The following is a 14,524-nucleotide window of genomic DNA, read 5'->3' as shown; positions in this document are numbered from 1 at the left end:
TCTCTGTTTGTTGACTCTTTCGAGTCATCCGCTATCGCTAGCGGAGTCGCTCACTCAAAATACTGACGAAACCTTCTTTCGAAGATTTACGTTTAATACTTTGTGCGAACATTTGATAATTTAAGTATGCAAGAACCGAAGTTCTTGGCACCTTCATCAAACGCCCACACTTATCGACTGTTGATTGTTAAAGATCGGTATTCTGTACTACCTTGCTGCACCGTGCGAAGCGTTGTGTTCGTCAGCAGCAGAGGAATGAGATTATGCAGTGTTTTGCGATGCTCGTCAACCTCTTCTTTGCTTCAGCTCAGATTTCTCTGGGGATATTGCCAATGTAACCTTTTGATTACGTTAACCTTTTTCGCCCCCTGCCTAAGCGGACGCGAACTGTAACAAATTCTCACACCCCTGCGCAAGCACCTCGCACCACACAGGTGCTGCGCCGCTCTCCAGGCTCAAAGACAATGTCGACCGGCAGGAAGCGCCCGATCACCTCGGCATTGGTAAGCGCATGGCGGCTCACCGTGGAGACTGTAAATCTGCCCTCACCCGCCAGCGCCATCGGCAACATCAGCTGGTCCGCCAGGTGCTCGCCGACCGCCGCGCCCGAACCGATATAGTCACGGGCTTCCTTGAGCGCCTGGCCCGCGACCGCCTCCGCCCTCACCATCTTCGCGCCGAAGCCGGCAAAGACTTCGGTCACGTGCTCGTGTTCGAGCGTGATGAGGACCGCATTGGCCGGCCCCTGCTCTCCCGGCAGCACATAGGGCATCAACTGCGCTTCGTCCCATCCCATCTTCGATCCGATGCAGGCCAGCTCACGCTGCCCGACCCTGGGAGGAATACCGGCGGTGAACGCTTCCGCGAACCCCGCGCGGCGCGCACCGCGTTCGAGCAGCGTGATCGGCGTCAGTCCCGCGCACGGCGTCACCTCCGCCACGACCGTTCCACCGCCGGCCGGATAGAAGCCGTAGCGCTCGAGGCGGAACTCGACCCGGGCGCCCATCGCCGCCAGCAGCGGCGCGTAGGCGCGCTGCAGGAACTGCACCGGCGGCGCCATGTCGTTATGGGTGCCGCCGGTGACGCGCACCGTCGACGGCGCGTCCGCATGCAGCAGCGCCAGCACCAGGGTCTGCAGCACCAGCGTGCAGCTGCCCGCGCTGCCGATCGCGAATGCATGGTCGCCCGCCACGACCGGGCCGGGTGCGAACGACAGCTGTTCCGAGCCGAGTTCGGCGTGGCTGACCGTCGCGCCGCTGACCCGCGCCGCCGCCTGCACCGCCACCAGGTGCTGACGCATCAGGCCCGGCTTCGGCCGGTTGGCGCGGATGCGCGTGATGCGGAAGGGCCGCCCGGTGATCATGGACAGCGCCAGCGCCGTGCGCAGGATCTGCCCGCCGCCTTCACCGGCGGCGCCATCGAGTTCGATCATGGTCGTCCTTTCTTCATCCTTTCACGCACACCACCTGCTTCAGGGTGTGCACCACCTCGACCAGGTCGCGCTGCGCATGCATCACGGCGTCGATGTCCTTGTAGGCCATCGGGATCTCGTCGATCACATGCGCGTCCTTGCGGCACTCCACGCCCTCGGTCGCCCGCACCTGGTCATCCAGCGTGAAGCGGCGCTTGGCCTCGGTGCGGCTCATGGTGCGCCCCGCCCCGTGGCTGCAGCTGTGGAAGCTGTCGGCATTGCCCTTGCCGCGCACGATGAAGCTCTTCGCGCCCATCGAACCCGGAATGATACCCAGCTCGCCCGCGCGCGCCGACACCGCCCCCTTGCGGGTGACCAGCACGTCGCGGCCGAAGTGCTGCTCCTTCTGCACATAATTATGGTGGCAGTTGACCGCCTCCACGTGCGTCTCGAAGGGCTTCTTGATCACCGTGCGCACCGCCGCGATCAGGTTCTGCATCATGACCTCGCGGTTCATGCGCGCGAACTTCTGCGCCCAGCTCACCGCCTCGACGTAATCGTCGTAGTGCTCGGTCCCCTCTTCCAGGTAGGCCAGGTCCTGGTCCGGCAGGTTCATCACGTGGCGCCGCATGTCCTTCTTGGCCAGCTCGATGAAGTAAGTGCCGATCGCATTGCCGACGCCGCGCGAGCCCGAGTGCAGCATGAACCAGACGAAGTTGGTCTCGTCCAGGCAGACCTCGACGAAGTGGTTGCCGCTGCCGAGCGTGCCCAGGTGGCGGTAGTTGTTGGTGTTCTTCAGCGACGGCGTCTTCAGGCAGATCGCATCGAATTCGTCCTTCAGGGTCAGCCAGGCCGCATCGACCGGCGCCGGCGGCGTGTGCCAGGAGCCTTCGTCGCGTCCGCGGTGGTGGCGGGTCTTCGGCGACATCCCGTGCGGGATGGCGCGCTCGATCGCGCTGCGGATGCCGGACAGGTTGTCGGGCAGGTCGCTGGCGGTCAGCGTGGTCTTGGCCGCCATCATGCCGCAGCCGATGTCGACGCCAACCGCCGCCGGGATCACCGCGCCCAGGGTCGGGATGACGCTGCCGATGGTCGAGCCCTTGCCCAGGTGGACGTCGGGCATCACCGCGATGTGCTTGTAGATGAAGGGCATGCGGGCCGTGTTGGCCAGCTGCTGCCTGGCCGATTCCTCGACCGGCACGCCCTCGGTCCACATCTTGACCGGACGCCCGCCATCGACGTCCATGCTCTGATAGTTGTTGTTATCCATGTTTTCCTCCACTGTACCTATAAAAGATCGATGACAAGATCGGTGAAATCCTTACTGCACTGAGCTACTTGGCTTGCGCCAGCCTGGGATCGAACCAGGGACCTCCGGGCATTCCCGGCGCTCTAACCTGTAATTCCACCAGCATTCATCGAAAACCGAAGGGACCCCGCGACAAGGGGTGGGCGTGACGCTTTGACATGTAGTCACGCCCGCATTCGCGGCTTCCCAAACTTGTTACCGGCCATCCAGGTCGATGGCCTCGATCTCCGCGACCCAGTGCCCGGCGCGGGTGGCGCCGGCTGCGAAGGCCGCGACGATGCGGAATACCTCATCCGAGAACCCGCCGACGTTCAGCACGTCGTCGCGTTCCTGCGCCTGCGTGCTCGCATTCGGCGCGCAATCGATGCACACCATGCGCGCCTGCGGATTGCGGCGCTTGAACATCTCCCATTGCCGCATCGTCTCCGAAGCGCGACCCCGGGCATCGACCCACGACTCGTTATCGGAAACGAAGACCACCAGGTCGGCGCGCTCGCGGCGGCTGTTCAGCCACGCCAGTGGCGCGCTGCAGCTGGTGCCGCCGCCGCCGAGCGCCGCCAGCTTCGCGGCGTTGTCCAGCACCCGGTCATCGGCGTTCACGCTGCAGGGCACGACGTCACGCTCGAACGGCAGCACCAGCGCGTCCGGATTCTTGCGCAGCATCGCCGCCGCCACCAGCGCGGCCACGTCGATGCAGCGCATGTTCGAGCTGGCCGACCCGCGCTGCCCGGACACCGGCGCGCTCATCGAGCCCGACACGTCGGGACACACCACCACCCGCCCCGCGATCGCCGGCACCGCAGCGAGCGACATCTCGAGCGCGTCCTGCAGCGCCTCGCGCACCGCGGCCGGCACCTCGGGCGACGCGGCTTTACACGCCGCCATCAGCTGGTAAGGGAACACCTTCGCCTTCGCCAGCCGCATCGGATCCTTCAGCTTGGCCGCGACCAGGCCCGTCATCCCCTCCAGCTCGAACACGCCATGGCGCGCGACGGTGTTCAGGTTCTGGCGCACCATCTGCCAGCTGCCCTGCAGGGCGACCTGCGCCCACTCCTGCGCGCCCAGCTCCAGCGCGCTGAGCATCTGGAACGGCACGTCCGGCAGCGGCTGGCCGCGGTCACGCTTGTAGGCTTCGAAGGCCTGCACCGCGGGCGGCAGCTGCGCGCCATCGTGCGGGCGGCCGATCAGCCAGGCGAAGAAGGCTGCGCGCCAGGCCTCGGCCGGCTTCGGGTGCACCATTTTCACGACGTCCGCCAGCGACGGCGACTGCCCGACGCTCGCCGCGAGCAGCTGCGGTTCGCTCGCGGTGTTGAGCCAGTCCTGCACCAGCTTCTTCGGCCGGCTGCCCAGCGACTTGCGGCCTACCGCGCCCGAGCGCAGGACCTGCACCACGTTGCGCAGCATCTTGCCGTTGTTGATCACCCGGCGGAAGGCGGGCGCCAGTTCCGGCGCGCCGCGTCCGGCCAGGATCGCCACCAGCAGCGCCGGCATGTCCTTCATGAACCCGCGTTCGCGGGCATACACGGCGGTGCGGGCGATGAAGCCGCTGTCCAGTTCTTCGCACAGCGCCGCTACCGTCGCCAGCTGGGCCTCGGCGCCGGCGTAGAAGGTCGCGTGCAGGCAGCCGGTGGCGGCGTACTGCGCCAGCTGGTGGCGTGACGACAGCGCGTAGGCCGGGGCGCCGGCCGCATTGACGGCGTCGGTCGGCGGCGCGTACTTGCCTTTGCTGGTGCTGAATAACTGGACGTTGACCATGATGTGCTCTCCTTGTTCTTGTCCCTCTCTATTGCAAGCGTCGTGCCAGGCTGGCGGCATCCGCGCCTCCTGGCCACAAGTGTTTGATTCATAAGGATTTACGCTTTCATCAAGAAAAACTGATGCGAGTTGCCTCGGCTGGCGAGAGCGTGATAAGTTATACGTATATATAAGGATTTATAAAAATGAAGAAACGTACGGTGGTGATCGGATTCGTCGGCACGAAGCTCGACAGCGGCAAGGGCAGCGCGCGCTGGGAAAAGTGGCGCCCGAGCGTCGCCCTGGCCCAGCACGACGAGATCCTGATCGACCGCTTCGAACTGCTGCACGACGCCTCCGCCCGATCCCTGATCGAGCAGGTGACGGCCGACATCAGCTCCGTCTCTCCTGAAACGGCGGTCGTGCCGCGCCAGGTGAACTTGCGCGACGCCTGGGATTTCGAGGAGGTCTATGCCGCCCTCTTCGATTTCGCCCGGGACTATCCCTTCGATCCCGAGCGCGAGGACTACTGGATCCACATCACGACCGGCACCCACGTGGTCCAGATCTGCATGTTCCTGCTGACCGAGGCGCGCTTCTTCCCCGGCCGCCTGGTGCAGACCTCGCCGCCGCGCCGGCATGGCCCGGGCGAGGCCGGCACCTATGCGCTGATCGACCTCGACCTGTCGCGCTACGACCAGTTGGCCCAGCGCTTCTCGCGCGAACAGGTCGAAGGGGTGGCCTTCCTGAAGTCCGGCATCGCCACCCGCAACGCGCGCTTCAACACCATGATCGACGAGATCGAGCGGGTAGCGATCAAGTCGAAGGCGCCGATCCTCCTGATGGGGCCGACCGGCGCCGGCAAGTCCTTCCTGGCGCGCCGGGTCTATGAACTGAAAAAGGCACGCCACCAGATCGACGGCAAGTTCATCGAACTGAACTGCGCGACGGTGCGCGGCGAAACGGCCGCGTCGACGCTGTTCGGCCACGTCAAGGGCGCCTTCACCGGCGCCGGCGCCGACCGCCCGGGCCTGCTCAAGAGCGCGCACCGGGGCCTGCTCTTCCTCGACGAGATCGGCGAGCTCGGCCTGGATGAGCAGGCCATGCTCCTGAGCGCGATCGAGGAGCGGCGTTTCCTGCCGATGGGCGGCGACACCGAAGTGCGCAGCGAGTTCCAGCTGATCGCCGGGACCAACCGCGACCTGTCCGAGGAAGTGATGGAGGGGCGCTTCCGCGAAGACCTGTATGCGCGCATCAATCTATGGACCTATGTCCTGCCGGGGCTGCGCGAGCGTTCCGAGGACATCGAGCCGAACCTGGACTATCTGCTGGCCCAGTTCAGCGAGGAAAACGCGCAGATGGTGCGCCTGAACCGGGAAGCACGAAATTGCTTCATGCAGTTCGCCACCTCGCACGAGGCGCTGTGGACGGGCAATTTCCGCGACCTGCTCGCGTCCGTGACGCGCATGGCCACCCTGGCGGACAGCGGCAACATCACCGAGGCGATCGTGCGCGGCGAAATCCGCCGCCTGCAGGGCCTGTGGCTACGCCTGGGACGGCAGGCGGCAGGCGCCGGCGTCCAGCTTGCCGACGTAATGGGCGCCGAGGCGGCAGCCGGCCTGGATTCCTTCGACGCGGTCCAGCTGGCACACGTCATTGGCGTCTGCCGGCAATCGAAGTCGCTCTCGGACGCCGGCAGGAAATTGTTTAGCGTATCGCGCACAGCGAAGGCGAAGCCGAACGACGCCGACCGGCTCAAGAAATACCTGGCCCGCTTTGCGCTCGACTGGGACGCGGTCTGCGCGGACGGGCACTGAACCGTAGATACTGCCGCGTGACATCGCCGCGACGCGGCCGGACACTCGCAGCCGATTGTGCTTGGCATCGGGCGCCCGATGTCGCATATTGGTTCCAACAGTGCGCGGATTGATGGTCAGGGGCTTCGGGCGTACTGTTGAGCCATGGAACAAAAGCACGAAGAGCAAGAACAAGATGACATGGAGATGCGCAACATCATCGAGGAAGCGCGCGTCGTCCTCCCCGGGGTCCAGGCCCTGTTCGGTTTCCAGACCATTGCCGTCTTCAACGACCGCTTCGCGGAACTGGCCGACTATGCGAAGGCATGCCACGCGCTGGGGATGATCATGGTGGTCATCTCGATCGCCATGGTGATGACACCGGCGATCTACTACCGCACCTGCCATGGCCAGGCCACAGCGTCCATGGCGAAATTGTCGTCGCGGATGATCCGTGGCGCACTCGGGCCGCTCGCGGCCGGACTGGCGCTGGACATGTTCACGGTGATCCACGTGGTCGCCAGCGGCATGGAGGCGTGCATGGCGCTCAGCGTCGGCGCCGGCCTGGGCACACTGGCCCTGCTGGCCGGCCTCTGGTTCTTCCTGCCCCGCCACGGGCGCAGGAAGATTGCCGGGAGTAAGCAAGCTCGGCAAAACCGCCTTGTGTGACTTGTCGAACAGATGGGGTTTCTCAGGGGCGCATAATGCGACAGGTCACAGGGAGTGCGATTCGATCGAACTGTGACCTGGGCGCCATGGTCGAAGCACGTCAGCCGCAGGATGCGGCAGGATTCTTGAACTGGGCCGCACTCGCCAAACCCAAAGTTCCGGTATCGGGGGGAGCATATACGGAGGCGGGTGCCGGCCCAGCCGTGCACAGTACCGGCGGCAGGGCGAATGAGGGTGAAGACGGACTAGGTCCGCCACCTGCCGGGCCGCGGTGTCGCACAGCTGGGAACCCGATGGAGTTTTTTCGGGAAGGAACCTCGGCCTGATGCCGAGGTTTTTTTTTGCGCTCGCCGTCGCGGCAACAGGAACGCCGCATCCGTCCCGGCTTGCGGAGCGTCCTCGCCCTGGAGGCGCTCCGTCGCTGGCGCGCGCAGGACGCGGGATATCCGTCAGCGCTGTCGCCTGAGTGCGGCGTCTATCGCTTCGACCACGCTGTGATAGGGGATGCGTTCCTGCTCCATGCGCAGATGTGCAGCGTGAACATTCTCACGAAGCTCGAGGAAAAGTTGTCGCTCCTCCTCGTCGAGACGGTCAAGTTCGCCGGTAAAGCGGGCGGCAGGATTTTCCTTACCCCACAGCTGCCGATGTGCGAACAGGGTCTGGCTATCCATGAGCAGCGAGCGCGCATGCGGCACCCAGGAGCGCAGACGGTCCAGGATGGCAAACCCATGGGTATCGATGTCGCCCCAGTACAGCACGTCCTTGTCGGCAAGCCAGCGGACCTGTGCCAGCCGCTCGATCCCATAGCCGCCGCCGAACACCACCATTCCTCCGCGCACGGCGGGAAACGCCAGCGCGTTGATCTCGTTTTCGGTAATGAAGACCCATTGTGTACGGATATCGAGTGCAGCAAACTGGGCTACGGGAACGGTCAGGTCCGACAATCCGCCGATGGCATGCTCGGGATCGAGTATCCGGAAACGGATCAGCGCCGGCTTCGCCAGCAAGCCATACCGGCTTTCGAACTGGCGTATGCCGTTGGCGTCTTGCCGGAGCGTTTCCGGAGGCATGACGATGTCGAGCAATTCCGCAAACAGACTCCGGTAGGACTCGATGAACTTGGTGTCGACGCCTTCGATATCGAGCTGCCGGAGATACAGGCCGGAGCGGGGATGGACGGTGAACCAGCCCAGGACGGCAAGGACACGTTCCCATGCGTGTTCGTGCGCCAGCACGGTCAGCGCCTGCCTGCCCAGCCAGGGGCGCAGGACGGGAAACCGTTCGAGCGTCATCCCGGCGAGCTGTTCGAAGCGCCGTGCATCCGCTGCGCGCCCGATCATGCGCAGTGCGTCATGTTCGGAGGGAATGATCGCAGCGACCGGAATACGGTTGCGCCCCAGCTGGCGGTGGTTGATGTCGCGCCATACCAGTTCATAGCCCGGATTCCGACCGTCGCGCTCGGCACTGCTCAGCGCCCCGATCCAGTCGCGTACCGCCTCGAAGGCGTGGCCCATATCGGCCACGCCAGGCTGGCGCAGCCGCAGTTCGTGCGGGAAGATGGCGACGCCTTCGATCCGCGCACGCAGGATCGCCCCGCTGTCCCAGAGCTTGCGGACACTGGCCGCGATGTCGCCGGGCCCCGTCCATTTGGTCGCGTGCGGGACCGTCATCCCCCGCGCGCCTCGCGCTCGCTGCGGAATTCCTCGATGCTCAGGTAACGCAACATCGACTGGCGCCCCTCTTCGCTGTGCACAAAGCCCAGGCCGGCGACGTAGGGCTCGATGATGTGAATCTTCTGCAGCGGCGTGACGATCAGCAGTTGCAGGTTCATGCGCCGGAACAGCTCCAGGCCGTAGCGTGCGGACTCGTCCGAACCCCGTCCGAACGCCTCGTCGATCACGACGAAACGGAAAGAGCGCGAACGCACGGCGCCCCATTCGAGTCCGAACTGGTAGGCAAGGCTCGCCGCCAGCACGGTATAGGCCAGCTTTTCTTTCTGGCCGCCGGATTTGCCGCCCGCGTCCGAGTAATGTTCGTGCTCGCGGTCGTCTTCACGCCAGCGCTCCGAAGCGGAGAACACGAACCAGTTGCGCACATCGGTGACCTTGCGGGTCCAGCGCCTGTCCAGCTCGGCGCTACCCTCGCGTCCACGGAAGCGTTCGATGATGCGCCGCACCTGTAAGAATTTGCTTTCCGTGTATTCCTCGTCGGAGGAACCGCTCAGCGCGCCCTCGGTACAGCTGCGCAGGTCGTGCTGGAAGTCGCGCAGGTCGGCATCCAGGCTGGGCTCGGCTTCCAATGCGATGTAGCGGTTGGGGTTGTAGTCGATCGCATACAGGGAGGTGTTGATGGTATCGATCCGTTCGCGGATGGTTTCTCGCTCGCGCTTGAGCTGCGACTGGAAGCCGGCGATCTCACGAATCGTGTTTTCGTTCAACAGCTCCTTGAAACGGCTGGCGAAGCGCGGCAGATCGTCCGCCTGCAAGCCATGCAGCATGCGCCGGAATTCGGCGGCAGCCTCGATGTTGACGTCGACCTCGCGCGCATCGAGCGGCCAGGTGAGGACATAGTTCTGCATGGCCGAGATGATCGCATCGCGCAGGCGCTCGATTTTCTTGCCTTCCGCATCGATGCGCGCCTGCAGGAACTCGCGCATGTCGCGCTCGCGATTGTCGGCGGATTCCACCGTCAGCACATGTTCGCCCAGGGCTTCGGCGCGCAGGGCTTCCAGCGTCGGTTCCAGGGTCGCCCTGCGGGCGTCGTCGAAGCTGGTGGACAGCAGTACGGCTTCTTCACGGAGGTGCCGGGCCTGCTTCAGCTTCTCGGCAACCGTGCCTGCTACCTTGTCGGCGGCGCTGAGCTGGGCGTCGGTGTCGAGCTGGGCGGCCTCGATCTCGCGCAACTGTTCCTGCAGGGTGCGCAGCAGGTCGGAGGATGCCGCCAGCTCCTGCTGCTCGCGCTCGAGCTGGTCGATGGCCGACACCAGCGGTTTCCAGTCCAGCTCGGCGAAGTCGGCATACACCGCCAGTTGCTGCCACAGTCCATGCAGCTTGTTCCACTCGTCGACTTCGCCCTTGAGCGTGTGGATCTGCTGGGCGTGCGCCAGGATGCGGGTAGCGAGATCGCGTTCCTGCTTGGCCAGCGCGGCAATCTTGGCTTCGTTGGTCCAGCCGAGCACATAGCGTGTGCGGTCGTCGATCTGGTGGCGGTCGTCCTTTTCGTGGCGTTCGCCGCCGGCCTTGACCTGGCCATTCGCCGTGATCGCCCGCTGCTCGCGGCGGAACTGGTCCATGCTGTCGCAGCAGGCGTAATCGAAACGCCGCACCAGTTCGGCTTCGATCCAGGCATAGAAGGGGGAATCGGGTTGGATCGCCACCTTGCGCGCGAGCGATTGCGGATGCGTTGCCTGGCGCTCGGCCGCGACGGCCGGGCGCACCCGGTAGTACACCAGGCGCGCGCCCAGGTGGGTGCGGTCGGCCCAGGCTGCGACCTGGGCGTAATAGGCTTCGGGCACCAGCAGCGACAGGCCGAAGGCGTGCAAGAGGCGCTCGGCTGCGCCTTCCCACGCCCGCTCCTCGTCGCGCACCTGGATCAGTTCGCCGGCGAAGGGCAGCTTGTCCGCAGGGATCGCCAGGGAGTCGCACAGCGCTTCGCGCACCATCAGCATCTGGCGCGGAATGTTCGAGCGGCGCTGGCGCAGCGAGTCGAGTTCGCCGGTCAGTTCGCCATGCAGGCGGCGCAGTTCGCGCACCGTCACGCCGGCTTCGGTCAGGCGGTTGCTGCGTTCGTCACGCTGCGCGATGCAGTCGGCCTGGCCCTGCTCGATGGCGCGGCGGTTGGCATTGAAGGTGTCGGTATCGAGGGCGCCGGGCAGGCCGACGGCGCCGGCGATCAGCTGGTACTTGTCCGCCCGACCGGATTTCTCTTGCCTGGTGAGCTGCAGCCGGGCGATCTCGCTGCGAATCTGTTCGATGCGGTTGCCGCCGTTGGCCGAAATCGCCGTCGTCAGTTCGTCGCGCGTGCGGGCCTGGGCGCGCCGCAGCTCCTGCAGTTGGGCGAGCATGCCGGTGGCGCGTTCCTCTTCGGCTTCGAGGTTGGCGATGCGCTTGTCGAGCAATGCTGCTTTCAGGCCGGCAAACCAGGGCCGCAGCGCATCGCGGCAGGCGCGCAGTTCTTCCACGCTTTGCACCAGTGCGGCATGACGGTCGCAGTCCGCGCTCAGGGGCAGCAAGGCGTCGATCTGGGCCTGCGCCTTCAGCACTGCTTCGTGGGCGCGGTTGAGGTCGTCGAAGTGCGCAATCAACGCGTCGATGCGGGCTTGCACCGGGAATGGCTCGAGCATGTGCTCGCGCACGAACTCGGTCAGGTTGCCGACCGATTTCATCGAGACGGTCTGGTTGAACAAGTCCATTGCCTGTTCCGAGGCGATGCCGAAGCGGCGCCGGAACTCCGCGCCGTAGGGCGGGAAGGTGTCGAACAGGGTGACGCCGGCGATGGCGCGAAGGCGCTTGCGCAGCTGCGTGATATCGGTGCCGAAGCCGGCGAAGTGTTCGGCAATCGACAGGCCGGCATCGGCCACGACATAGAAACGCTCGGGCTGTCCGCGCGGATCCTTGAGCCAGAACACCTGGGCCAGGGTCACGACCTGGTCAAAACCCTCGTTGCGGAATTCGCCCAGCAGGACCGAATAGCTGTGGTGGTCGCGCAGCGGCACGGCGCGTGCAGTCATGCCGGTGTCGCCGCGCTCGGATTTGTAGTGGCCGAGGACATAGGTGCGCAGACTGCGCTCGCGCGCTTCGGCGCCGGCCGCCTTGTTGTACGAGATCTTGTTGGCTGGGACCAGCAAGGTCGTGAGCGCATCGACCAGGGTCGACTTGCCCGAACCGATGTCCCCGGTGAGCAGCATATTGTCGCCGCCGGGGTGCATGCGCCAGACACGCTGGTGGAAGGTGCCCCAGTTGTACACCTCGAAGCGGTGCAGGCGGAAGCCGGCCCGCCCGGGGACGTCCAGGCCGGGCGCTGGCGGGTCGGTGTCCAGGCGCGCCTGCGCCTGTGCATCGGGCAGGGCGTCGCCCGGGTCTGCCAGGTCGGCCAGATCGAGCTGGCTTTGCTGCGATGGCGGATCGAAACCCGATGGCGCGTTCATGCGCTTTCCTCCGCGCCCGTCGAGGCGGCATGGCTGGCATAGGCGTCGAGCCGCTTGTCGAAGTCGTCGAGCCATTGCGCGTCGACGAAGGCCTTCAGAATGCGGCGCACTTCGTACTGGCTGCTGTCCTGGCCGCGCAGACGGCGCAGGAAACCGAGTTCGACGACCTTGTTCAGATGGGTGTCCATGCGGTCGAGCAGGCGCGCTTCGTTGGCGGTCTCGGGCAGGAACAGGCGCATCTGTTCGGCAATGTCCTCACGGCTGACGACCAGGCGCGTGTCGTTGCCGGTGGCGTCGAATTCGGCCAGCTTCTTGCGCAGCAGGACCAGGATCAGGCTCACCGGGAAGCTGAGCGGGCGGCGCTGGACCAGGCGCGGCATGTCGGGGTCTTCCTGCAAGCGGGGACGCTGGCGCAAGTAAGCATAGCCTTCCGCTTCGTCGAAGACCAGTTCGAGGCCGATGATGCTGCAGTAGTCGCGCACGCGCGCCTGCAGGTCGAGCAGGGCCTGCCATGGCGCAGCGGCATTTTCGCGGTAGAGCACGCCCTGGAACAGGCTGACCAGGATCGGGCCCAGGCGGTCGTCTTCATTCATTGTCGTTGGTCTCGCGTAAGGTGAAGATCACGAGGGGGAGCGAGGCCTGGCGCGGCCGGCCGGCGTCATCGACCCAGGACACCTGTTCGGTGCGCTCGTCGTCGATGACGGCCGAGACTTCCTGCGTCGCCAGTTTCAGGTAGGTGGCGAGTTCGGCCAGGCCCTGCTCGATTGGACGCTCCGCGACCAGCGCGGCAAGCGAGACCTGCTGGCGGGTCTGCAGGGCGCGCCGGATGTTCGACAGCAAGCGCGCCTGGTCGACGTGGACCTGCTCGAACAGGGCATCGGTGACGATCAGCTCGGCAGCCTCTTCGATCGCGACATTGCGGATATCGGCCTTGAAGGGTGGCGTGTAGAGCAGCCGCTCCATCGGCAGGCCGATATCGGGCGCGGGTTCGTCGATGTGGGTGAAGGCGCCGTCGGGCGTCTGGCCGCGCAGGGCCAATGCTTTCTGTTCGACGCCGCGGATCAGTTCCATGATGCGGCGGTTCTCGAGCCACGCCTGGTCGTCCAGGTAGCGGCGCAGTTGTTCGGACAGGCGGGCAACCGTGCGCTGCGTGACTTCGCCGGCTTCCAGCCAGTCGTAGTGGATGCGCCGGAGGCGGCCATCCGGTTCGAGCTCGCGAATTGGTCCAAGCTGCATGACACGCTCCAGTAAAGTGCTGAGTTCATCCTGACGCACGGGTGACATCAGGAGATCCCAGAACGCGCGGAAACTACGGCCTTCATCCGAATCGGCTATCAGGTCACGCCAGCCGAATACCTGTTGTAGCAATTCACCCTTGCCTCCTTCCCACGTGGCGATCTGCTCTCGCACACTCCGGTCGAGCGTGCGAAAATTCTGGTCGAGTGCACGAAAATCGGACAGCAGTTCGCGCGCCGTGCCGGCCATTTGCAGGAAGCGTTCACGCACCTGGGTGGGCTCCATCAGGTCCAGGCGCCCTTCCCTGATCTGCGCAATCTCGGCATCGATCTCTGCCTTGCGCTTCTGTAGTTCTTCGATGCGCGTGCGTGGGTTCAGTTCGGTGCCATCGACGATCTGTTTAAGCAGATCAAATACGGTCATCAGGCGCGATTCGGTGCCGATGAAGGCCCGCTGACCGAGGGCAGTCAGCCACTCGATGGCCTGTTCGGCGGCAGAGGTCAGGTCATAGTGCGCTTCGTCCTGGCCCTGCGGGTAATACTTGCGCAGCCAGCCGCGGTCGTCCGAGGCCCAGTCGTCAAGATAGGCGATCGCGCTTTTCGGATAGACGCCCGGGCCTTCTTCCTCATGGATCTGGAACAGATGATCGTCGAGCTGGGATGCCAGCTCCTGGCGAGGGATAGTACGGATGTTCGGCGCGACGAAGCTACGGTGCAGGAAGCTGGCGATCATGGGCGCATGATCGGCCGCGAGCAGACGCCAGGCGGGGTGGGAACGTCGCTGGAGTACGAGCTGGTGGTAGTCCATCGTCGAGATTGGTTGGGGAATTATGTGACTGTACTGGGTGTTAGGGAGTTTTACAAAATAATAAAACTGAAAGCCAGGTCGAAAGAGCAAAGTCAAATTGGGCACCGGCCTGCGCCGGTGCGACGGTTTTGCGGTCAACGCAGAGAATTGGCATCGCATACTTGCTGCCCGCTCCTCATGCACGTCGCTCCGGCGAAGGCGTGAACGATGCCACTGGCATCGTTCACCCAATTCCGTCGCACAGTGATAGCGTATGCTTGATGCGATAACCCTGGATTACCGGAGCTAAAAACGCAAAAAACCCCGCAGAGATCACCCTGCGGGGTTTTTCATATAACTAGCCTGACGATAACCTACTTTCACACTGGTTGCAGCACTATCATCGGCGCAAAGTCGTTTCACGGTCCTGTTCGGGA

The 14,524-nt window shown here is 64.7% G+C and carries 9 protein-coding genes; 2 read left to right on the top strand and 7 right to left on the bottom strand.

The window, feature by feature from the left end; genetic code table 11:
• Nucleotides 1-400: 400 nt before the first annotated feature.
• The 3 genes from rtcA to LQ564_RS25590 all read right to left on the bottom strand — a co-directional run bounded on the left by rtcA (nucleotide 401) and on the right by LQ564_RS25590 (nucleotide 4,475).
• Nucleotides 401-1,432, bottom strand: coding sequence for an RNA 3'-terminal phosphate cyclase (gene rtcA / locus LQ564_RS25600; RefSeq protein WP_231060953.1), 1,032 nt, complete (start codon nucleotides 1,430-1,432; stop codon nucleotides 401-403).
• Nucleotides 1,433-1,445: 13 nt separating this feature from the next.
• Nucleotides 1,446-2,681 (bottom strand): RtcB family protein, encoded by a 1,236-nt coding sequence (locus LQ564_RS25595; RefSeq protein WP_231060952.1) that lies wholly within the window; start codon nucleotides 2,679-2,681, stop codon nucleotides 1,446-1,448.
• Nucleotides 2,682-2,915: 234 nt separating this feature from the next.
• Nucleotides 2,916-4,475 carry a vWA domain-containing protein gene (locus LQ564_RS25590; protein WP_231060951.1) on the bottom strand — a complete coding sequence of 520 codons (1,560 nt, stop codon included), beginning with the start codon at nucleotides 4,473-4,475 and terminating at the stop codon, nucleotides 2,916-2,918.
• A gap of 185 nt (nucleotides 4,476-4,660) precedes the next feature.
• Between LQ564_RS25590 and rtcR the strand changes: the two genes are divergently transcribed.
• Both rtcR and LQ564_RS25580 read left to right on the top strand, forming a co-directional pair.
• Nucleotides 4,661-6,271, top strand: coding sequence for an RNA repair transcriptional activator RtcR (gene rtcR / locus LQ564_RS25585; RefSeq protein ID WP_231060950.1), 1,611 nt, complete (start codon nucleotides 4,661-4,663; stop codon nucleotides 6,269-6,271).
• Between the two features lie 144 nt (nucleotides 6,272-6,415).
• Nucleotides 6,416-6,919 (top strand): DUF6328 family protein, encoded by a 504-nt coding sequence (locus tag LQ564_RS25580; protein ID WP_231060949.1) that lies wholly within the window; start codon nucleotides 6,416-6,418, stop codon nucleotides 6,917-6,919.
• Nucleotides 6,920-7,368: 449 nt separating this feature from the next.
• Here the strand turns inward: LQ564_RS25580 and LQ564_RS25575 are convergent, their stop codons facing one another.
• From LQ564_RS25575 to LQ564_RS25560, 4 genes are read right to left on the bottom strand one after another with little or no spacing between them, the layout of a single operon-like run.
• Nucleotides 7,369-8,589, bottom strand: coding sequence for a Wadjet anti-phage system protein JetD domain-containing protein (locus tag LQ564_RS25575; RefSeq protein WP_231060948.1), 1,221 nt, complete (start codon nucleotides 8,587-8,589; stop codon nucleotides 7,369-7,371).
• The gene (locus LQ564_RS25570; protein WP_231060947.1) at nucleotides 8,586-12,065 is read right to left on the bottom strand and encodes an ATP-binding protein; all 3,480 of its coding nucleotides are present in this window, start codon (nucleotides 12,063-12,065) and stop codon (nucleotides 8,586-8,588) included. The genes LQ564_RS25575 and LQ564_RS25570 overlap by 4 nt, the downstream gene beginning before the upstream one ends.
• On the bottom strand, nucleotides 12,062-12,658 hold the full coding sequence (locus LQ564_RS25565; protein ID WP_231060946.1) for a DUF4194 domain-containing protein: 597 nt from the start codon (nucleotides 12,656-12,658) through the stop codon (nucleotides 12,062-12,064). Before LQ564_RS25565 ends, LQ564_RS25570 begins: the two co-directional genes overlap by 4 nt.
• A complete protein-coding gene (locus LQ564_RS25560; RefSeq protein ID WP_231060945.1) occupies nucleotides 12,651-14,108 on the bottom strand; it encodes a DUF3375 domain-containing protein in 1,458 nt (485 codons plus the stop codon). The genes LQ564_RS25565 and LQ564_RS25560 overlap by 8 nt, the downstream gene beginning before the upstream one ends.
• Between the last annotated feature and the right edge of the window lie 416 nt (nucleotides 14,109-14,524).

The organism is Massilia phyllostachyos (genome assembly GCF_021044825.1).
Taxonomy (GTDB): domain Bacteria; phylum Pseudomonadota; class Gammaproteobacteria; order Burkholderiales; family Burkholderiaceae_D; genus Telluria; species Telluria phyllostachyos.
The sequence above is the reverse complement of the archived record's forward strand: the minus strand, read 5'-3'. Positions and strand labels throughout refer to the sequence as shown.